The organism is Paenibacillus tianjinensis (assembly GCF_017086365.1).
GTDB lineage: Bacteria > Bacillota > Bacilli > Paenibacillales > Paenibacillaceae > Paenibacillus_AQ > Paenibacillus_AQ tianjinensis.
Genome location: NZ_CP070969.1, coordinates 3739528 through 3758849, shown reverse-complemented (window position 1 = coordinate 3758849; position 19322 = coordinate 3739528). Strand labels below are relative to the sequence as shown.

Genomic DNA, 19322 nt, shown 5'->3' with positions numbered 1-19322 from the left:
CTTTGCACCGCACGGACTGACTTTACTTCTGCTGAGTTTTAGCAGGAGTTTTTTTGATTTGGAGGCAAGAGGTATATTCGAGAAAAGGGATTGAATGTTGGTATTAACATATTTATGCTTATATGTAACATTCAAAGTAGACAAGAACGAGAAGAATGTCGGGATCGGTTACTACACTAGAATTAACAGACCGGATGAGTTGAGAATTCTCTTGACCTTAACGTCGCGTAAACCTGTATATTTACTCTCAGAAGGAGGGATAGTCATCGAACTGCAAACCATCAGTCAAGTGTCAAAGCATTTTTCAATCTCAACCCGTACACTTAGGTATTACGAGCAAATCGGGTTGATTACTCCTGTGAAAAGGGAAGAGTCCGCATACCGCGCTTACGATGCAGAAGCCATCACACGGCTGCGTCAGATTATCGTTCTGCGTAAACTGCGGATACCGCTCAAACAGATTGCGGAGGTTCTGCAAAGCGCGGAAGCGCGCGTTGCAATCGAAGCCTTTGAGCGTAACCTTGCAGAGATTGAGGACGAAATCACCGCGCTCTCCACCATTCGCAGTGTTATCAAAGCCTTTGTCGAATATCTTAATCTCCGAGGTACTAATTTCGCGCTACCTGACGATGCAAGTTTACTCGAGGTTGTGGATTCCTTGACTGTCTCTAAAATTAACTTCAAGGAGGAAAAGTCAATGGACGATTTAAACAAGGCAAATGAAAATTTAAACAAACTGGCTGACAAAGATGTTCGGATTGTATATCTGCCGCCCATGACTGTGGCAGCTGCTTACGCAACGGGAGAAGGCTGCGAAGGAAAAGCGGGTGAAATGATAACGCGATTTGTAATGGAAAGCGGATTGCTAACAATCAAACCCGATGCCCGGAGTTTTGGTTTTGACTGCTCTAAGGGGGCAGCGACACTCGGAGAACCTTCGCATGTATATGAGGTGTGGGTATCCATTCCGGACGACATAGAGATCCCCGCACCATTAGTTAAACGAACGTTTGAAGGCGGGTTATATGCGGCACATGTGTTGAGAACGTGGGACTTTGAGGACTGGCGTTTTTTAGGGGAATGGGTTAACGAAAGCAATAAATATGATAATGACTGGAATTCCCCCCGCTGGACATCACCAGAAACGGTTGCAGGACAAGGATTTGAAGAAACATTGAATTTTTATAATTATGTTCAAAAAGGCGGTAAAATGGAGGATTTACAGCTTGATTTATTGTTTCCGATTAAGGAGAAGGGCTAAATGGAGGATATTAAAATCGGCTCATCATTATCATTCGGCGGTTATAATTGGCGTGTGCTTGACATTCAAAACAATACGGCTTTGATAATAACCGAAGATATTATAGAACAACAGGCTTACCATGTTGCTTATAAAGATATCACTTGGGCGGACTGCGCGTTAAGAAAATATCTCAATGGTGAATTTTACGATCAATTCAACGCAACTGATAAATCAAAAATAATTCCGGTAATTAATAAAAATCCTGACAATCAGTGGTATGGTTCAGAAGGCGGAGCGGATACGCAAGACAGCGTATTTTTATTAAGCCTTGAGGAAGTGTGTACATATTTCGGTGATAGCCGTTCCAAGCTGCACAACCGGGGGAAAAATCAAAGATATTGGTTTGAAAGAAAAGATGAGAACAACAGCAAGCGAATAGCAAAACTTGAGGCTAATAAAGGGGGGATTTGGTGGTGGTGGCTTCGGTCGCCCGGCCGCGTTAATGTAAAAGCCGTGTACATCCACGGTGACGGTAATATAGGTATCCAAGGCAACAATATATTGAAAGGCAACATCAGTGACGGCAAGTGTACAGGCGGTGTCCGTCCCGCTTTGTGGTTGAAGCTGTAATTTAATCATGTCAATAAGCAAACTACAAAGCGGACTAAATACGGCACAACGCCGTGAGTAACCGGATTAGACACGCTCCCCCATAGGACAAGGCTATTATTGCTTTGTTCTTTTTGTTCTGCCCTTGTACACGTTTTTAGAGTAGCAAGGTAATCCCCTACAGTCCCAAAACCAGATGTAAAGAGCCTTTGTTTACGCGGTATCACAGACAATTTAACTGCGTCGTATCCTGAAGAGGAACGAATTAAGGTCATGGGAACGCATGAGAAGTTGAAGACACAGGAAGAACATGATGCCATCGTAGAGCGTTTTGTGAAGAACAGGCTGATGCCACTGTCGGGACTACTCTACTGTGAGAAATGTGGCTGTAGAATGCAGTTCAGAGTGGGCAAGAGTAAGAAACAAGATCAATACTGGAGGGCGTTATGTTATCACCATTATAAGGGTGGCAGCAAATATGAGCAGTAGTGGAAGGTGTTGGACGAAGAGTTTTTTAATACTTTATATGAGCGGATCATTAAGGTAGACCCAAACATTTTGCAGGAGATTGAGCTACAAGGTTGCGGTTTTTAGAAATAAATCTATTAGGTATAGCCGCTTAATCGTATAATTATAAGGAATAATATGAGAAAATAGGTGGATATATGTATTCTGTAAAAAAGTCGATGTTCAAAATAGATTTACTAAACTGCAAAAGAAAAATTTTTTATTCATTATGGCAATTTATTCAATGAAAATTTAATGGTTGGAAAGCACAAAATGAATATATCAAAGATAAACGTGATTTTGTATAGAAAACATTTACTTTGAGGCAATGCGCTTTAAATCGGTAGCATTATAATTTCTCGAAGAAATTAATGAAATTGAAAAGAGGCAGATGCAATGATTAACGGTACCTTGTCTGTTAAGCTTAGACCATTAAAGTTTGCAATAATCATTGAACCATATGACACACAATCATTGGAAACAGCTATTTATATTAATTCGTATTTGTGGGGAGGTACATATAATCCAATAATTCCTGCATTCTCAGATGGAAACGGCAAAATATCGTCAACTGACATGGAAATGATTGAGGGGTATGTTTTTAATTTTGATCCAGACTACATAGTTAATCTTTCTAAAGTTGATCTTAGTGAGACTTACCTGCATGAGAAATTAATTAGTATTGAGTCTATAATGGATTTAGAAAACATTGAAAATAATAAAAATTATGGTACAAGCGTTTTTCATATACTAGATGTATTTTGTGAACAAGAATTAAAGTACCAAAGAAGGGAACAGCTTCAAATTGTTCATCCGATTTTTCAAGGAGAATTTGAACTTTTCTTATCAAGCGTATTTGGTTCTCTTCAGGCTCAATTAAATGATAATTACTTGAGATCATTTGTAGAGCTTTATAATGTTAAAAAGGCTCCTTGTTCTTTGGAGAATTTTACAGAATACTTAGAACCAGATATTTTGTTTCTACGAAGAATCACATCAAAGTTTCTTAATATATCTAGACGAAACGATCACCACTGTAGCTATATTTTTTTTATGGATGCTAGTAGTCCAGTCGATATTATCGATTTTTGGAATCTTCGTGCCCTTGGGTTAAATATTCTCCCAGTGCCAAAACAAATATTCATAAACGAATCCAGCTTGGAAATAGTACAACATTTCATTGAATCTAGCTTTTTTCCATTGAAGTCGAATTCCGAAATTTATCATAATACAACGATACAAAAGAGTAGACAAACAAGTGAAGAAGAGCTAAGTATGTTTTTAAAACAAATTAGTTTCTTGAAGCAAAAAGAGGGTTATAACCATAGTTATGTTATAAGAGAATGGTTTCCAAGATTATGGATAGAAGATGTGCTTTTTTCTGATGATGCAATTTGTTGCGAGATAACAAGCAGATCTGAAAGAATTAGTATTCAAGGAGAAAAAAGACTTGAAATTAAGGTGCTGAGACCTGATTTTCACATAGATTCTTTTAAACCAATGTATGTAAATGAACTAAATTGGAGTGTATATAACCAAACGGAGCTACTTAGTGAAATTATACCTGAGGGTGATAATAAATTAATTCGGATATTAAATAACACTGAGATAAATAATTGGAAAATTTCAAGGAGAGGTTTGTCTTATTTTTGTGATTATACTGATACTATTAGGTTCTCTATTCCAAATGCAAAGGATACATTTGGATACTGGATGCAATTAAATGGATGGGAAACAGCATTATCTAATTCTGGACGAATTGCTGAACAGATGATGAGACATTTGGGTGGACCCCAACATTTATCTATTATTTCACAGGAAAAATTAGTTCAATTGTTACTGAATATAAGCAAAAGAGATTGGATTACTGACGAAGAATTCAGAAAAGAAATAAATATAATAATGGATGGAAATGCGAAGAAATATGCAGATGGATTTATTAATACACTGTTAAAAACAAAGATGATAAAACTGGGTATTCGAACCCAATGTCCTGTATGTACTCATTATAATTGGGATTCATTGGATAAAAATAATTATTCTTTGAACTGTGGGAAGTGCTTAAGTGAATATGAAATGCCTTCCTATAATACCAAGCTAATTAAGTGGGCCTACAAATCGTTCGGTCCCTTTAGCTTGCCAAATAGTGCTTATGGAGTATATTGTGTGTTGCTAACATACCGATTTTTCGCTCAGATACTTGATGGGACAACTACAACATTATTAAGTTCTACTGCATCAAAAAATAACAAAAAAATAGAGTTTGATCTAGCCCTGCACTTTAAAATGAATAAGTTTGATGATAAGTCTAGATCAGATCTTTTATTCTGCGAATGTAAAACTCATAATTTATTTGAAAAAAATGATATATCTAGAATGAGAGAACTTGCTAGAGAATTTCCTAAAGCAATTATAGTGTTTTCAACAATGAAACCTAAACTAAATGATAATGAGAAGCTATTGATAAGTGAAATGATATATGAATTACGTCGCGAGAGAAAAGAGAGACGCTTAAATTCTGATGTATTGATTTTGACTGGAATTGAACTATATTCAGAATTTCATCCGACTTTTGCATGGGAAAACCTAGGTGGAGCATATCAAGAAAAAGCTAAAAATTACAGATGGGTGCACGATATTAAAGGATTATGCGCTGCAACGCAGAATATTCATCTGGATATCGAATCATATGAAGAATGGATAAGACAACAATAAGATAATTCTACATCAGCTCGTTAGATTTTTCAGGAATATTATTAAGTAAATGCTTAGTGACTAATCATGCGACTGATAAATTTGTGCCTTACCCCACCTTTTTGGGTAAACTAACCCTAAGCATAACTTTACCCAAATCCAACACGAAACGAGGTGATGCCCCATGACAACTCAAAAAGTACCCAATAGATTAGCCAAGGAAAAGTCACCGTACTTGCTGCAACACGCACATAATCCGGTGAACTGGTTCCCTTGGTCGGACGAGGCTTTTGAAGTCGCGAAGCGCGACAACAAGCCTGTCTTCCTTTCTATTGGGTATAGCTAGTTGTTGATTCACACGTACATGTCATTGGTGTCACGTAATGGAGCGCGAATCCTTCGAAGATGCAGAGGTCGCGCAGCTGCTTAATGATAACTACATTGCGATCAAGGTCGACCGCGAGGAGCGGCCGGATATTGATGCGCTGTATATGTCGGTGTGTCAGGCGCTGACCGGGAGCGGCGGGTGGCCGCTGACGGTGCTGCTGACGCCGGACAAGAAGCCGTTTTATGCGGGGACGTATTTTCCGAAACGGCAGATGTTCGGGCGAATCGGGCTGATGGATGTGCTGGAGCAGATTCATAAGAAGTGGGAGCAGGATGGCGATGCGCTGAGTAAGCTCGGTGACGAGCTGCTGGCAGATCTCCAGTCGCTGGACCGCAATAATGCGCAGCTTGCCGGTGCAAGCGGCGGTGCTGTACCGGGCGAAGAGCTGCTGCATGAAGCCTATGAGCTGTACAGACGCCAGTTCGACGAGGAATACGGCGGGTTCGGCAATGCGCCGAAGTTCCCTTCACCGCATAATCTGTCGTTCCTGCTGGCGTACAGCCAAGCTTACCAGCAGCCGGAAGCGCTGCGGATGGTGGAGAAAACGCTGGATGCGATGTACCGTGGCGGGATGTATGACCACGTAGGGTTCGGGTTCTCCCGATACTCCACAGACCGGGAGTGGCTGGTGCCGCATTTTGAGAAAATGCTCTATGATAACGCGCTGCTGACCATCGCCTATCTGGAGGCCTACCAGATTACCGGGAAGCCGCTGTATGCGGAGATTGCCGAGCAGATCTTTACGTATGTACGGCGGGATATGACTTCACCCGAGGGTGCATTTTACTCAGCGGAGGATGCAGATTCTGAAGGGGTGGAAGGGAAGTTCTATGTCTTCACCCGCGAACAGATTGAGGAAGCGCTGGGTCTGGAGGATATGCATTCCTACTGCCATGTGTACGGAATTACACCGGAAGGCAACTTTGAGGGAGCCAATATTCCGAATCTGCTGCAAGAGCTGCCGGAGGATATGGCTGAACGTACGGGTATGAATCCGCTTGGCCTGAAGACGCGGATGGAGGAATGGCGTGAGAAGCTATTCGCTTACCGGGAACAGCGGATTCATCCGTCCAAGGATGATAAAGTGCTGACCTCCTGGAACGGCCTGATGATCGCGGCGCTGGCCAAAGGGGCCAAAGCGCTCCAGAAACCGGAGTATGCCAGAGCAGCGGTAGCGGCGGCAGACTTCATCTGGGACAACCTCCGCCGCCGTGAGGATGGTCGGCTGCTGGCCCGCTACCGTGACGGGGAATCGGCGATTCCGGCATATGTGGACGATTATGCCTTTATGATCTGGGGATTGACCGAGCTCTATGAAGCTACAGGTCAAGCCGTGCACCTGGAGCGGGCTTTGCAGCTTAAGGATGGGCTGCTTGCGCTGTTCATCGATGAGGAAGGCGGCGGCTTCTTCTTCACCGGCCGTGACGGTGAAGAGCTGCCGATCCGCTCCAAGGAATTGTATGACGGAGCGCTTCCGTCCGGGAATTCGGTGGCGGCGAAGCAGCTGCTGAAGCTGTCGGTGATCTCGCAGGATGTGGAGCTGAAGGCTGTTGCTGAACGAACCGCTCAGGTACTGGCCTCTGCGGCAGCAGAATATCCGCCGGGTTACGCGATGTATCTGCAGGCACATCTGGCGCTGATCTCCGGCGGCCGTGAATGGGTGCTGTCCGGGAAGCCGGAGGATCCGGCGCTGCATGGAATGCTGGCTCAGGTTCAGCAGTCTTACCTGCCGGATGCCTCGCTGATTGTCAACTGGTCCGGCAGTGAGGGGGATGTTTTGCATCATCTGCTGCCGCATCTGGCCGATAAACCGGCGGTGGATGGCCGGGCAACGGCGTATGAATGCCGGAATTTTGCCTGCCGTGCGCCGCTTAGCAGTCTCGAAGCTGTTAAGGAGCTGCTGGCTACGGGGATGCGGCAAGACTAGAATATATATAGAAGGGACAGCCTGAGATAGGCTGCCCCTTTTTATCTTGTGTATGGAGATAACTGGTATAGAAATGCTCAAGTGAACAGCGCATAGAAGGAATCACGGGGAATCGCCTCGGCGAGTCTGCGCGATTGCGACTGAAGCTCTGCGAGTACGGTTTTACCGGACCAGTCCGCAGGCAGCAGTTCATCCGGCAGCGAAGGATCAACCATAAATAAGCCGCTAAGCACTTCGCCGATTTGCAGATACAGCAGAAACAGGCGTAAAGCCTGCCCGTCGCGGACAGCCTCCTCTACAAGGGGCGCGAACTCCGTCTGTGACCAGCTCCATTTGTCCTGATACACCGCTTCCACCTTGTCGAGCTGCCAGATGGTCCAGGCTTTGGCCGGGGTGATCGAACCCTCTGCGAACTCTCCTCGAATAATCGAGACATTGCCTGTAAGCTCCAGACTCTGAATATACCCGGCTACTTCCTGGCGATAATTCCACGGAGAGATGTAGACACTATTATATAGCAGACCGAAGCCAAGCTGCAGAATCGTCGTACGGAAGGCATCGCGTTTTTTACGTTCGTGCTCAGGCACTTCCAGCATGACGACATCCCAGGTGTGGTCCCACTTTTGATGATAACGGGCAGGTTTGCTGTTAATGGATTTGATGGAGGAGCGTCCGTTATCCGTGATTTGGTATAAAGAACGGGATGGTGAGGCGATGTAGCCCTCTTTTTTCAGGCGGGACAAGCTGTTTCGGATATAGGTAGAGGTGTACCCTCTTTGTTCGTAGATTTCCACGAATTGCTGGGCGCCCATCTGGTCCACACGGGACAGCAGGAAGAGCATGGTTTTCTCAACGGACAGCAACAGTCCTCACGCCTCTCTTGACAGGTAGTGATGATGAATATATTATAAAAATATACGTACGTGATTAAAATGAGTATATTGTTAGGGGCCAGTATTGATGTTTCAAGGACTGCAACGGATATCACAATACTCACCCTGTCATTGTAACGTAAACTTTATACCTTTGCACGGTAAGTCCATATTGATTGAACAGGAAAATACTCGTTTTGGAGAAGTGCGGAAGGGAATTTTGGAACTGTAGGAGCGGTAACGTCCGCCTTTGTCTTCAAATTTCTACTGCTAAAAGCGGTTAAAAATAAGAAATTGGAAGACAACAGCGGCCGGAAGTCCAAACATTCTCTGGAGTCACGGCTAATCCAAAATAGAAGAATCACTAGTTCAATCTACTTAGAAGAAAGGGAGAGATAACGAATGAAGATCATTTTTCACGGCCATTCCTGTGTACAGATTGAGGTTGGCGGCAAGTCGCTGATTATCGATCCCTTTATTAGCGGTAACCCGGCTGCGGTAACGAAGCCTGAGGACATCAAGACGGATGCGGTTCTTCTGACCCACTCGCATATGGATCATATTCTGGATGCTGCGCTAATTGCGATCAGTAATAATGTTCCGGTGGTTGCTACTGTAGAGTTGGCTGCCTATATCGGATGGAAGGGTGCGCAGACGATCGGGATGAACATCGGGGGGACGGTGGATCTCGGCTTCGCTAAGGCGACGATGATTCATGCGTTCCACACCAGCGGTATTACCCTGGATGATCAGCAGCAGATCCTTTACGGCGGCATGCCTGCCGGTTTTATTATTGAAGCGGAAGGGAAGACCGTTCTGCATGCGGGCGACACCGGGCTGTTCAGTGACATGAAAATGTTCGGCGAGCTGTATAACATCGACCTGGCCATTCTCCCGATGGGGGGTCATTTCACGATGGGGCCGGAGCATGCGCTGATTGCTGCTAAATGGCTAAACGCCAAGCAGGTGCTCCCTGTTCATTACAACACTTTCCCGCCAATCCGCCAGGATGTGGCCAGCTTTGTTGACGCCCTGGGCAAGGAAGGGATTAAAGGAATTGCGCTGGAATATGGAGAGTCATTGGAACTGTAAACGACCATAAGTTGGATGGTGAGATATAGCTGATTGTATAAAAAGACGCCTATGACGGGACGGGAAGCCCTGCGTAAGGCGTCTTTTTGCTGTAATCGTGATCAGCTCCGGGGGAGCTTACTACCATACTGTGCCCGCAGCTTCTGAAGCTTCTCGAGCTTGCGCAGACTGCTGTCTTTATTGAGCAGACCCACGCCGAGAATCAGGTTCTCGATGATATAAGTCGGTCCGACCATCGAATGAAATTCCCACACCTCGCCGCGCCCCGCGTAGAGCACAATATCGGCGTCCTGTGAACGGGGATAGACCAGCCTGTCGGTAATCAGGATGACGAGATAGCCTGCTTCGCGCGCATAGTCTAGAATCACCTCCGTTTCCGGCAAAAGCTGGACAAAACCGAACACCAGCACGACATCTTTTTTGCCGGCATGCATCAGGGTTTCCATCAGCTCGTGGCCGCTTGGCGCCATCCGCTTCAGGCTCAGCCCGTACCTGGCCATCCGGTAGGCCATCAGCTCAGCAAGACCAACGCAGGGGCCGGGGCTATAGATGTAAATATGCTTGGCGCCGGATAATGCGGCCACTGCGCGCTGCAGCAACGCTTCATTCAGATAGCGGCTGGTTTCCTGCAGGTGGTGGGAAGCAACCTCCAGCAGCATTTGCGAAACAGAGCTGCCGCCGGTCCGCTGCATGGCATCGCGCATTTTCTCAGAGGGGGTGGATTCGAAGCGGAAGCGGAGGCTGTTCTTGAAATCCTTGGCATGCCGGTAACCTGCCGCCTTCCAGAACCGGGACACTGAAGCGATGCTGATATGCAGCTCGTCAGCCATTTCCTGCTCGGTCATATAGAGGACCCGCAGCTCGTTTTTTTGAATGAAATCAGCAATGACCCGCTGGTTTGGCGAGAATGGCCGGCGGTTCCAATCCTTGTACATTGGCGGTTGACCTCCTGAACATAAAAATGCTTCTTCACTATAGCCTGTCAGTGTGATGTAAATATTTTTACAGCGTTAAAAATCATGGAAAAAAGATTACACCCTCTTAACAAACGGAAAAAGCTGCCCTGACATGCTCTCCCTATACTTAAGTTAAATTCCTGAAGGGGGCTACGAAGTAATGAGTACCTTGAAAACTCGCTATACCCTTACCCAGTCGCAGAAAATGATGATTTTTGTGCTGTCCATGTCACTTTACGGATTGTCCAACATGTTTACGGAGCTGATCCCGAGTGTACAGCTGGGTCCGGTTGAGCTGTCGGTTGAGTATTTTGCCTTCATACCGCTGACGCTGTGCATGCTGTTTCATCCGCTGTATGCTGCCGTGGGGGCGGCGGTCGGAGAAATTATTTTCGGTGAGCTGATGCTCGGCCAGTTCGGCGGCCTGGGGGAACTGGAGAAGTTCATTACCTTCTCGATGGCAATGTACATCGCTGGCCGGATGGTATCGGATCCGAAGAACCGCAGGCAGGTCGGGATCGCGGCGATCAGCGGGGTGGCGATTCACCAGTTCTGCAGCTCCGTGATCGACATAGTTAAGGTGTGGGTCGGTGTGGAGGAGCTTGAAGCGGTTAAAGGGCTGGCGGAAAGTATTGTGATTATCGAGGGTGTCGGCTTCCTGAACGATGTACTGTTCTCGGGGATTCTGTTCGCACTGCTGCCGACCATGTATCTGGTGCCGCGTCTCTACGGCAAAATCGAGCCTTTGCTTGGCATGAAGCCGCGTGAACGGAATATGCAGTATGCATCAGGCGGCGGGAACCGGCTGTCTCCGAAGCTCGCGGGCGGCGGACTTGTACTTGCCCTGGTAGCCCTTGGCGCAGAGCTGCTGTCGGAATCCGGCTGGAGCATCGGCGAGTTTGAACTGCCGGGAGCGGAATCCAATGAATCCCTGCTGATCTGGATCAGCATGCTGGCTGCCGCACTGATCGCGGCGCTGGCAATTATCTTCACCCTGCGCCGTGCTTCGCGCAGGCGGCAGGAAGCGGGGCAGCTGGATGGATAAGCCCATACTGGAACTGAGGAATATCTCCTTTACGTATCCCGGCGCGGAGCAGCCAGTCTTGCAGGAGGTTTCCTTCAGCCTGCGGAAAGGGGATTTCGTTGCGGTCATCGGCAGCAACGGCTCGGGCAAATCGACGCTGTGCAAATGCTTCAACGGCCTGATCCCGCATTATTACACCGGTGATTTCGCGGGGGAGGTTATGCTGCTCGGAGAGTCTGCGGAGGGCAAAAGCGTAAGCGAGTTGTCCAGGCATATCGGCTACGTCTATCAGGATTTTGAGAATCAGCTGGTCCGTCCGACGGTGATGGATGATGTGTGCTTTACACCGCTGAACTACGGGCTGCCTGATTATCGGGAGCGGGGAATGCGGGCGCTGGAGCTGACGGGGCTTCACGGCATGGGCCGTGAATTCATCTGGCAGCTTAGCGGAGGGCAGAAGCATCTGCTGGCACTGGCCGGAGCACTGGCCATGGACCCGGACATTCTCGTCATCGACGAGCCGGTAGCCCAGCTTGATCCGCAGCATGCCCGGCAGATCTATGAGATCCTGCGCAGGCTGAACGAACAGCACGGCAAGACGATTGTCGTCATCGAGCATCATGCCGAGTTCATTGCGGAATACTGCCGCACGGTGGTGCTCATGGATGCGGGGAGGCTGCGCTGGCAGAAGCCGGTGCGCGAAGCATTAAGCTCAGTTGAGGAGCTGCTGAGCCTAGGTATCTATCCGCCCGATGTCACCCGGGCGGCCTGGATGCTGCAGCCGGACCGGCAGGCTGCAGCAGGTTATCCGCTGAGCAGCGAGGAAGGACGGCACTGCTTCTCGCGCCGCGTGTCTCCGGCGGATATTCAGGCAACATCACCGCAGCCACAGACAAGTGACTTACAGTCTGCTTCCCCTGAGGCGAAGCCGGTTGTAGAAATGGAGCATATCCGGCTGTCTTACCGGACGATCCACAAAACGCTCCATCCGGTACTGAACGACATCAGCCTGGAGCTGCGTTCCGGGGAGCGTGTGGCGCTGATCGGCAATAACGGGGCCGGCAAATCCTCGCTCATGAAGCTGATTGCCGGAATTACCGCTCCTACCGGCGGCACGGTGAAAGTCAAGGGAATCACCGTCAACGGACTGCCTCCGGAACGGCTGGCAGGCATTGCTTCTTATGTGTTCCAGAACCCCGAGGATATGTTCATCGATGATTCGGTGCGCGGTGAGATTGCTTATTACCTGAAGGCCAGAGGGTTAAAGGATAGGGACGAAAGAGTCGATGCCATGCTGGAGGCCTTCCGTCTCCAGGAGCTGGCCGGGCGGGATGCCCGGCTGCTCAGCGGAGGGCAGCAGCGCCGGGTGTCGCTGGCGATTGGTGCTGCCGTCCGCCCGGCAATCATGCTGCTGGATGAGCCGACGGCCAATCTGGACATTTCAACGAAGCAGGAGATGACCCGGGTGCTACAGACCCTGCGCGGCCATGTCGAGACGGTTGTCATTGCGACACACGATATGGCGCTGGTGGCCGAATGGGCCAGCCGGATTATCGTGATGAGCGAAGGAAGGATCCTTGCCGACGGCGGCAAGGATGAAATCTTCTCCGACGGGCAGCTGCTGCGGCGTGCCGGGCTGGCTGAAACGCAGCTGATGGAAATGAGCCGGCTGCTGGAGCTGCCGCGGATCTGCTGCAGCCTGGAGGAGTTCGTGGCCCGGTCCGAATGGAGGAAGGAGGAACTTGTTCATGGTGGAAGCCGTTAAACGGGCGCTGAACCGCATATCGGTGGAGCAGATCAAGCTGGAGCTGCTGGGTACAGCCTATAACAGTAGCAGTACCTTTCTGGGCAGGCTTGATCCGCGTATGCTGCTGATTTGGTATTTGTTCTTCGCCATTACCCCATGGTTTGTGTACAACCGAACCATTCTGCTCGGCATGTTTGTGTTTATGGTGGTAACTACGGTACTCTCGCGGGTCAGCCCCTACATTGTGTTTATCCTCTGTCTGGGTCTGGTCAGCCAGATCGGCTGGATGTTTCTGCTGTCGCTCTTTTTTGGCGGCGGGGCGGAATCACTGCTGCCGATGCTGACGCTTACGCTGAAGCTCTCCGTCATTTCCTTGGCGAGCATTACCGTCTTCTCCAGCCTCGACCCGGAACGGCTGAGCGACGGTCTATCCGCACTCGGTGTCCCGGATGCCTTTGCCTTCAGCCTGTCTTATGGATACCGCATTCTGCCTACGCTGCTGGAGGAATTTCATCAGATCCTGCTTTCATTCAGGCTTAGAGGCCAAAGGCCGCTCAAGCACGGATTCCTCTACATGCGCACCGCCGCCTATTATTTGCGGATTCTCGTGTTGGTCTTTTATCCGCTAATGCTGAATACGGCCAAACGCTCGCGGACTACCGTAGAAGCGCTTGAGACCAGAGGCTACACCTATGCGGTCAATAATCCGCAGGTCAAAAAGCTGCGCCTGTCCTACCTGGAGATGCAGCGCAGAGACTGGCTGTTCGCCGCCTTCTCTGCTGTATATGTCGGCCTGCTGTTTCCTTTGGGAACCGTGTTTCCCAATCTAATCTACTAATCCCAGGAACTAAGGAGTGTCATCCACTTATGAATATAGATCTGCACACCCATGGCAAGCTGTCGAAAAAATCCGATTTCTCCGTAGACTATTTCCGCGAAATGGTCAGCGAGGCTGTGGCGAACGGGCTGCAGGCACTGGCGCTGACCGAGCATTTCAACACATCGAATTTCTTCGGAATGTATGAGACACTAGATAGGCTGTATCCTTACAACGGCCACTATTATGAGGCGGATGGGCTCCTCATTTTTCCCGGAATGGAAGTGGATATCGCCGAGACCGGCCATATTCTGCTGATCGGACTGAAGGAGGACATCCTGTCTGTCCGTTCCGCGCTGGAGGGATATACCCGGGAAGGGGAATTCATCCCTTTTGAGGAGCTGCTGGATCTTGCGGACCGCCACGGATTATGGAAAATCGGTGCCCATCCGTTCCGTACCACTACGCCCCTGCACCATTTGGATCCGCAGCTGCTGGCCCGGCTGGACGCTTTTGATATGAATGCTAAAGATATTTATATGCAGGGGGTGGACACTTACCGGGCACTGATTGAGCCGTTTGCCCATAGACTTGGGGTTCCTGTCATTGCCGGCAGTGACAGCCACCAATGCCTGCAATACGGCAGTGTCGTGAACCGGCTGGAGCTGGAATGCTCCACTGTAGAGGAATTGAGAGCAGCGGTAAACCGGAGACAATATTCGATCGAAGTCTCACCCTGCCTGCACACGAAGGTGAAGGGCTCGATCATGATGAAGAAGCTGCTCAAGCAAATGCAGGGTGAGGCCCCATCCAGGGATGAGGAGGCAGAGTATAGCGCCTAGAAGAGTGTACTCGGCTCGGGTGTTTCAGAGCTTGAATTGTTAGAAAAAGCCGCGATTCTCTTTAACAGGAGAAGCCGCGGCTTACTGCATTTATAGACATAGTGCCCAAAGCAAATAAAGTTCTAGACTGAAAAAGACATTTTATTTACCATGAGAATTGCTACGGATGGAAAGATGAAAGGGTGAGGATTGATGGAAGTAGATGTGTTAGAGCGTTTACCAAATCCAATAATCTTAAAAAAACTAATGAAAATCCAAGCATCACTAAATATTATTCTTTGCCAGGAGGAGTGGCTTCGTTACCATAGCTTTGTTCAAGATTGGGCTGAAGGTGTTGGTATGGCGAAAATAGATAATGGAGCAGGTGACCATCTAATTATTTTGTTTTCCCCTGAAGGGGCCATAATAAAGGGCTTCGATCATGAATCTGGATTAAGCCCATATGCGCAAGATGAACATAAAGTATGGCAAGGGATTTATGATGACGTACCAAAGGAATTATTATCTTTACTTGAAGAGGATGCAATTGCAAAAGACGATGTGACTTTTTGTATTTGGCGTAAAAACAGTGACAGGAACTGGCACAAGGGAAAAGTTGATATTCCAAAAGGGGAAAGCGACGGTTCTGATTTTTTAGTGGGCTGTATATTCCTTACACCAGCGGATTTCGTTGAATTTGCAATAGATTATTTTGAATGCTCACCATCACTAGATGTTGTTGCAAGAATTTACGATGATTTTCCCATTACGGAAGAGATGATCAATATCTTAAATCCCAACTGTGATGCAAAGGAAGTTTTTCAAGAGCTAGAGTTATTTTGCTTAGATCGTTAGCTTTTATTACGTTAACGGGCAGCGGAGTTGAACAAGGAGATAAAAGATATTTAAAAAATGAAAGGAGAATTAAAATGGCTTATGAATTTAGTGTAATAACACAAGAACAAGCAGAAAATATTGCGCTTAACTGGCATTATGATGGCGAATATTCATTTTATGATATGGAAGCTGATGAAGAAGATTTAGCTGAATTTTTAAACCCAGAAGAACGAGGAAACTCAACGTTTGCTGTAACAAAAGAAAATGAATTGGTTGCGTTTTTGAGTTTTAGTCAATTTGCCGACAGAACCTTTGATATTGGTTTAGGGATGAGACCAGATTTAACTGGAAAAGGAAATGGGATAGAATTTCTAAGGGCAGGTATCAACTTTATTCAATCAGAATTTAAACCTGATAAAATCACATTATCAGTTGCAACGATTAATTTAAGAGCGATAAAGTTATATCGCAAATTCGGATTTAAAGATGTAGAGACTTTTATCCAAGATACAAATGGAAGTACATTTGAATTTCTAAAGATGGAATATAAATGCCTGCTGTATGAATTGACCAATGGCGTATTTCGATAGTTACAGGGATGAACGGCAGAGTGCCGGTCATCCTTTTGCTTTTTGCGGATTGGCGGAGTATTGTGAATATTTGAGAAGTGAATTATAGATTATCCCTTTAGGAGAGGTGGAAACGAAGATGAACACGAGAATTCTAGGCAATGAAGGGCTGAAGGTATCTGCGCTTGGACTTGGGTGTATGGGCATGTCCGATTTCTACAGCGGGCGGGATGATCAGGAGTCGATCCGCACAATCTACCGCGCCTTTGATTTGGGCGTTACCTTCCTGGATACCGCAGACATGTATGGTGTGGGCAAAAATGAAGAGCTGGTCGGCAAAGCAATCAAAGGCCGCCGTAACGATGTTACTATCGCTACCAAGTTTGGCAACGTGCGCAGCGCGGACGGAAGAATGCTCGGGATCAACGGGCGGCCGGAATACGTGAAGTCTGCCTGCGATGCCAGTCTCCGCCGCCTGGGTGTTGATCACATTGACCTCTATTACCAGCACAGGGTGGATCCGAACACACCGATTGAAGAAACCGTCGGCGCGATGGCGGATTTGGTACAAGCAGGCAAAATCCGCTACATTGGTTTATCTGAAGCCGGAGCAGGAACGATCCGCCGGGCGCATAGTGTACATCCGGTGTCTGCGCTGCAGACGGAATATTCGCTCTGGAGCCGGGATGTGGAGGATGAAATCCTGCCGGTTTGCCGCGAGCTTGGTATCGGTTTTGTGCCGTACAGTCCGCTGGGAAGAGGCTTCCTTACCGGACAAATCCGGACCTTCGAGGACCTGGCAGAGGATGATTACCGCCGGAATTCTCCGCGTTTCCAGGGAGATAATTTCAGTAAGAACCTGGAGCTTGTAGAGCGGATCAAACAGATTGCTGCGGAGCAGGAGGTTCAGCCGTCCCAGCTGGCGTTAGCCTGGCTGCTGGCCCAGGGTGAGGATATTGTGCCGATTCCCGGCACCAAGCGGACGAAGTATCTGGAAGAGAATGTTGGAGCACTGGCTATCGGGCTGAGTGAAGCAGATCTGCAGCGGATTAACGAAGTGGCTCCGAAGGGGGCGGCTGCCGGAACCCGCTATCCGGAGCAGGGGATGAAAAGTGTAAGCCTGTAATTCGTAGGCAGACGTTGGACATTACAGAAACACGCAAAGCAGCGCTCCTCCATAACAGGGGAAGCGCTGCTTCTATGTTTGACCAACGGCGGCACAAGGTCACTTCATTTGGCCGTTAATGGCATGCCGGGACAACCTTTGCCGCTATGCACTATTGCTTATTGTTTTCATTATCTTTCGGTGACACTCTGGCCGGACGGACGACCCAGTTGCTGCGGTTCATCGGCTTTACAGTATCGATCCGCGGATTAGACTCTTGCTGGATGTTTGCAGGAGAGGTCTCCGCCTCTGCGGAGCTCTTAACCGGATTGCTCCGCTTCGCCAGACCCCCGCCGTTATGCTTGCCTTTGTTCCATACTCTGTTCTTGCCCACACGTTACACTCCATTTCTATATGCTGATTTATCAACCATATCACAATAAGGATAGTGATGAAAGAACCAGTTAAACCGGGTGATTAAGCGTATAACACGAATGAAACAGGGGGAAAAAGGGGAATATACCTTTTTTAGTTGTGGAAGCATAAAAACGATTTTTTGACAAGTTATAAAATGTACTATTGATATCCTGTACCCGTGCCTATAATGGTATAGAATTGAAAGGAGAGTACCCTGATGCCCATCAAGATTATTACGGATAGCGGTTCCGATTTACCCCTTGAGTATGTTGAGAAGTATGGTGTTATGATTGTACATCTGCCGGTTCATTTCGGGGATGAACTAATGCCTGAGAACACGTCCACCAAAGATTTTTATGCTAAGATGGTTAACTCTAAGGAGCTGCCGACTACAGCTAGTCCGAGTCCGCAGAGTTTCCTCGAAAAGTTCAAAGAAGTGGAAGCAGGCACAGATATCATGGTTATCTGTATGTCCTCCAATATCAGCAGTACTTATCAGACCGCAATGATTGCCAAGGAAATGTACGAAGAAGAAGGATTTCCGAATGCAATTGAAATTATAGATTCGAAGAGATTCTCCGGTGGCCTGTCACTTATTGTGGCAACGGCGGCGAGATTATCGCTCACTTGCAGCAGTATGGCAGAACTGAAGGAAATGGTGCTTACCCAAATCCGGGAAACAACGGCATACTTTACGCTGGATACACTGGAAAATGTCATTAAAGGCGGAAGGCTGAACCGTTTGTCGGGTGCCGTAGCATCGGTGCTGAACATTAAGCTGCTGCTCAAAATCAGCGACGAAGGTATCGTAGAAGTAGTGGAAAAAACACGCGGGCTGCCAAAGGCGCTGAATCATCTGCTGGCCAAGCTGGATGAGAAGACTTTCGATTACGAGAAAGCGGCCATTGCCATCGTGCACAGTAATTGCGAGAAGCTGGCGCTGGAAATCAAAGGCCGCATTCTTGAAAAGCACCCCTTCAAAGAGATTGTTTTCTCCAGCATGGGCTCGGTGATGGGCACTTATGCCGGTGAAGGCGGGATCGGAGTGGCTTTTTAGGCTGCTGCCATCCCTATATAATCATCTTCAAACCGTACCTGGCCACCTGCCGTTGTACGGTTTTTTTGGGCGATTAGACACTATCATATAGGCTTCTGCATAGAATGGAGCAAATCCATTTACGGAGGTCAAACCTTATGCCGACATATAATACGGGTCAGCCATCAACGGTTATTTATCAAGCTGATCCAGCGGTTGTCCAGCATTTACACGGTGTGCGCGAATCCCTGCACCATTCCTGCAAGCCTTACTTAAACCACAAAGTGAAGGTGCAGACTATTGATGGAATGATGCATGAGGGCATCATTGCCGGGATGGACAGCAAACATATGTACCTGATGATTACAGTGAATACCGAGCCGGCACGCGGGTTCTATAACCCATACTACCATCCGTATCCGGGAACGGGATATCCATTCCCAGCACCGATTAACAACGCCATTCTTCCGCTGGTGCTGTTCGAACTGCTCGCGATTTCCTTGGTCTAATAATCTGACTGTACAGACCTGTCAGAAAAACAGACATGAACCGGTTCAGCGGCTGTGTGCCGTATGACCGGTCATGTCTATTTGTGTTTGTTAAGGGTGCATCCGCCCGCCGTAAGCTCTCCGGCTTCTGGTAAGACCCGCAAGATGTTAAA

Annotated in this window: 19 protein-coding genes; 16 read left to right on the top strand and 3 right to left on the bottom strand. The window is 47.9% G+C overall.

Translation table 11 applies throughout. The annotated features are described in order from the left end of the window. The first annotated feature begins 211 nt into the window (after nt 1-211). The 6 genes from JRJ22_RS17020 to JRJ22_RS17000 all read left to right on the top strand — a co-directional run bounded on the left by JRJ22_RS17020 (nt 212) and on the right by JRJ22_RS17000 (nt 7368). Nucleotides 212-1261, top strand: a complete 1050-nt coding sequence (locus tag JRJ22_RS17020) for a MerR family transcriptional regulator (protein ID WP_232380869.1) — start codon at nt 212-214, stop codon at nt 1259-1261. Beyond that, nucleotides 1262-1873, top strand: a complete 612-nt coding sequence (locus tag JRJ22_RS17015; protein ID WP_206100652.1) for a DUF6273 domain-containing protein — start codon at nt 1262-1264, stop codon at nt 1871-1873. A 252-nt stretch (nt 1874-2125) separates the two neighbouring features. After that, nucleotides 2126-2341 (top strand): recombinase zinc ribbon domain-containing protein, encoded by a 216-nt coding sequence (locus tag JRJ22_RS29765; protein ID WP_408637838.1) that lies wholly within the window; start codon nt 2126-2128, stop codon nt 2339-2341. Nucleotides 2342-2755: 414 nt separating this feature from the next. After that, nucleotides 2756-5074: a hypothetical protein gene (locus JRJ22_RS17010; protein WP_206100651.1), complete on the top strand. Its 2319-nt coding sequence runs from the start codon at nt 2756-2758 to the stop codon at nt 5072-5074. 163 nt (nt 5075-5237) lie between these two features. Continuing rightward, the gene (locus JRJ22_RS29470; RefSeq protein ID WP_206100650.1) at nt 5238-5399 is read left to right on the top strand and encodes a DUF255 domain-containing protein; all 162 of its coding nucleotides are present in this window, start codon (nt 5238-5240) and stop codon (nt 5397-5399) included. Nucleotides 5400-5436: 37 nt separating this feature from the next. Further along, on the top strand, nt 5437-7368 hold the full coding sequence (locus JRJ22_RS17000; RefSeq protein WP_206100649.1) for a thioredoxin domain-containing protein: 1932 nt from the start codon (nt 5437-5439) through the stop codon (nt 7366-7368). A gap of 77 nt (nt 7369-7445) precedes the next feature. On the opposite strand, the gene JRJ22_RS16995 is transcribed toward JRJ22_RS17000, so the two are convergent. Then, the gene (locus tag JRJ22_RS16995) at nt 7446-8231 is read right to left on the bottom strand and encodes a PaaX family transcriptional regulator C-terminal domain-containing protein (RefSeq protein ID WP_206100648.1); all 786 of its coding nucleotides are present in this window, start codon (nt 8229-8231) and stop codon (nt 7446-7448) included. 411 nt (nt 8232-8642) lie between these two features. Between JRJ22_RS16995 and JRJ22_RS16990 the strand changes: the two genes are divergently transcribed. Next, the gene (locus JRJ22_RS16990; protein WP_206100647.1) at nt 8643-9332 is read left to right on the top strand and encodes a metal-dependent hydrolase; all 690 of its coding nucleotides are present in this window, start codon (nt 8643-8645) and stop codon (nt 9330-9332) included. A 101-nt stretch (nt 9333-9433) separates the two neighbouring features. On the opposite strand, the gene JRJ22_RS16985 is transcribed toward JRJ22_RS16990, so the two are convergent. After that, a complete protein-coding gene (locus JRJ22_RS16985) occupies nt 9434-10267 on the bottom strand; it encodes a MurR/RpiR family transcriptional regulator (RefSeq protein WP_206100646.1) in 834 nt (277 codons plus the stop codon). Nucleotides 10268-10448: 181 nt separating this feature from the next. On the opposite strand from JRJ22_RS16985, the gene JRJ22_RS16980 reads away from it, so the two are divergent. The 7 genes from JRJ22_RS16980 to JRJ22_RS16950 all read left to right on the top strand — a co-directional run bounded on the left by JRJ22_RS16980 (nt 10449) and on the right by JRJ22_RS16950 (nt 17229). Then, a complete protein-coding gene (locus JRJ22_RS16980; RefSeq protein ID WP_206100645.1) occupies nt 10449-11333 on the top strand; it encodes a DUF8171 family membrane protein in 885 nt (294 codons plus the stop codon). Further along, nucleotides 11326-13077, top strand: a complete 1752-nt coding sequence (locus JRJ22_RS16975) for an ABC transporter ATP-binding protein (RefSeq protein ID WP_206100644.1) — start codon at nt 11326-11328, stop codon at nt 13075-13077. The genes JRJ22_RS16980 and JRJ22_RS16975 overlap by 8 nt, the downstream gene beginning before the upstream one ends. Further along, the gene (locus JRJ22_RS16970; RefSeq protein ID WP_332461336.1) at nt 13061-13897 is read left to right on the top strand and encodes an energy-coupling factor transporter transmembrane component T family protein; all 837 of its coding nucleotides are present in this window, start codon (nt 13061-13063) and stop codon (nt 13895-13897) included. Before JRJ22_RS16975 ends, JRJ22_RS16970 begins: the two co-directional genes overlap by 17 nt. A gap of 29 nt (nt 13898-13926) precedes the next feature. Next, entirely contained in the window at nt 13927-14718 is a 792-nt protein-coding gene (locus JRJ22_RS16965; protein ID WP_206100643.1) for a PHP domain-containing protein, read from the top strand. Between the two features lie 192 nt (nt 14719-14910). Further along, nucleotides 14911-15552: a hypothetical protein gene (locus JRJ22_RS16960; protein WP_206100642.1), complete on the top strand. Its 642-nt coding sequence runs from the start codon at nt 14911-14913 to the stop codon at nt 15550-15552. A 74-nt stretch (nt 15553-15626) separates the two neighbouring features. Beyond that, nucleotides 15627-16124: a GNAT family N-acetyltransferase gene (locus tag JRJ22_RS16955; RefSeq protein WP_206100641.1), complete on the top strand. Its 498-nt coding sequence runs from the start codon at nt 15627-15629 to the stop codon at nt 16122-16124. Between the two features lie 118 nt (nt 16125-16242). Continuing rightward, nucleotides 16243-17229, top strand: coding sequence for an aldo/keto reductase (locus JRJ22_RS16950; RefSeq protein ID WP_206100640.1), 987 nt, complete (start codon nt 16243-16245; stop codon nt 17227-17229). Between the two features lie 151 nt (nt 17230-17380). Here JRJ22_RS16950 and JRJ22_RS16945 read toward each other — a convergent pair whose 3' ends face one another. Beyond that, a complete protein-coding gene (locus tag JRJ22_RS16945) occupies nt 17381-17602 on the bottom strand; it encodes a hypothetical protein (protein ID WP_206100639.1) in 222 nt (73 codons plus the stop codon). Nucleotides 17603-17842: 240 nt separating this feature from the next. Between JRJ22_RS16945 and JRJ22_RS16940 the strand changes: the two genes are divergently transcribed. Together JRJ22_RS16940 and JRJ22_RS16935 are read left to right on the top strand one after the other, a co-directional pair. Next, nucleotides 17843-18682, top strand: a complete 840-nt coding sequence (locus JRJ22_RS16940; protein ID WP_206100638.1) for a DegV family protein — start codon at nt 17843-17845, stop codon at nt 18680-18682. Between the two features lie 137 nt (nt 18683-18819). Continuing rightward, the gene (locus tag JRJ22_RS16935; protein ID WP_206100637.1) at nt 18820-19170 is read left to right on the top strand and encodes a hypothetical protein; all 351 of its coding nucleotides are present in this window, start codon (nt 18820-18822) and stop codon (nt 19168-19170) included. The last annotated feature ends 152 nt before the right edge of the window (nt 19171-19322 follow it).

Bases quoted from the DNA above. Each gene is read 5' to 3' on its own strand.
- JRJ22_RS17015 (WP_206100652.1), top strand. From the start codon at position 1,262: ATGGAGGATATTAAAATCGGCTCATCATTATCATTCGGCGGTTATAAT.
- JRJ22_RS29765 (WP_408637838.1), top strand. From the start codon at position 2,126: ATGGGAACGCATGAGAAGTTGAAGACACAGGAAGAACATGATGCCATC.
- JRJ22_RS17010 (WP_206100651.1), top strand. From the start codon at position 2,756: ATGATTAACGGTACCTTGTCTGTTAAGCTTAGACCATTAAAGTTTGCA.
- JRJ22_RS29470 (WP_206100650.1), top strand. From the start codon at position 5,238: ATGACAACTCAAAAAGTACCCAATAGATTAGCCAAGGAAAAGTCACCG.
- JRJ22_RS17000 (WP_206100649.1), top strand. From the start codon at position 5,437: ATGGAGCGCGAATCCTTCGAAGATGCAGAGGTCGCGCAGCTGCTTAAT.
- JRJ22_RS16990 (WP_206100647.1), top strand. From the start codon at position 8,643: ATGAAGATCATTTTTCACGGCCATTCCTGTGTACAGATTGAGGTTGGC.
- JRJ22_RS16985 (WP_206100646.1), bottom strand. From the start codon at position 10,267: ATGTACAAGGATTGGAACCGCCGGCCATTCTCGCCAAACCAGCGGGTC.
- JRJ22_RS16980 (WP_206100645.1), top strand. From the start codon at position 10,449: ATGAGTACCTTGAAAACTCGCTATACCCTTACCCAGTCGCAGAAAATG.
- JRJ22_RS16975 (WP_206100644.1), top strand. From the start codon at position 11,326: ATGGATAAGCCCATACTGGAACTGAGGAATATCTCCTTTACGTATCCC.
- JRJ22_RS16970 (WP_332461336.1), top strand. From the start codon at position 13,061: ATGGTGGAAGCCGTTAAACGGGCGCTGAACCGCATATCGGTGGAGCAG.
- JRJ22_RS16965 (WP_206100643.1), top strand. From the start codon at position 13,927: ATGAATATAGATCTGCACACCCATGGCAAGCTGTCGAAAAAATCCGAT.
- JRJ22_RS16960 (WP_206100642.1), top strand. From the start codon at position 14,911: ATGGAAGTAGATGTGTTAGAGCGTTTACCAAATCCAATAATCTTAAAA.
- JRJ22_RS16955 (WP_206100641.1), top strand. From the start codon at position 15,627: ATGGCTTATGAATTTAGTGTAATAACACAAGAACAAGCAGAAAATATT.
- JRJ22_RS16950 (WP_206100640.1), top strand. From the start codon at position 16,243: ATGAACACGAGAATTCTAGGCAATGAAGGGCTGAAGGTATCTGCGCTT.
- JRJ22_RS16940 (WP_206100638.1), top strand. From the start codon at position 17,843: ATGCCCATCAAGATTATTACGGATAGCGGTTCCGATTTACCCCTTGAG.
- JRJ22_RS16935 (WP_206100637.1), top strand. From the start codon at position 18,820: ATGCCGACATATAATACGGGTCAGCCATCAACGGTTATTTATCAAGCT.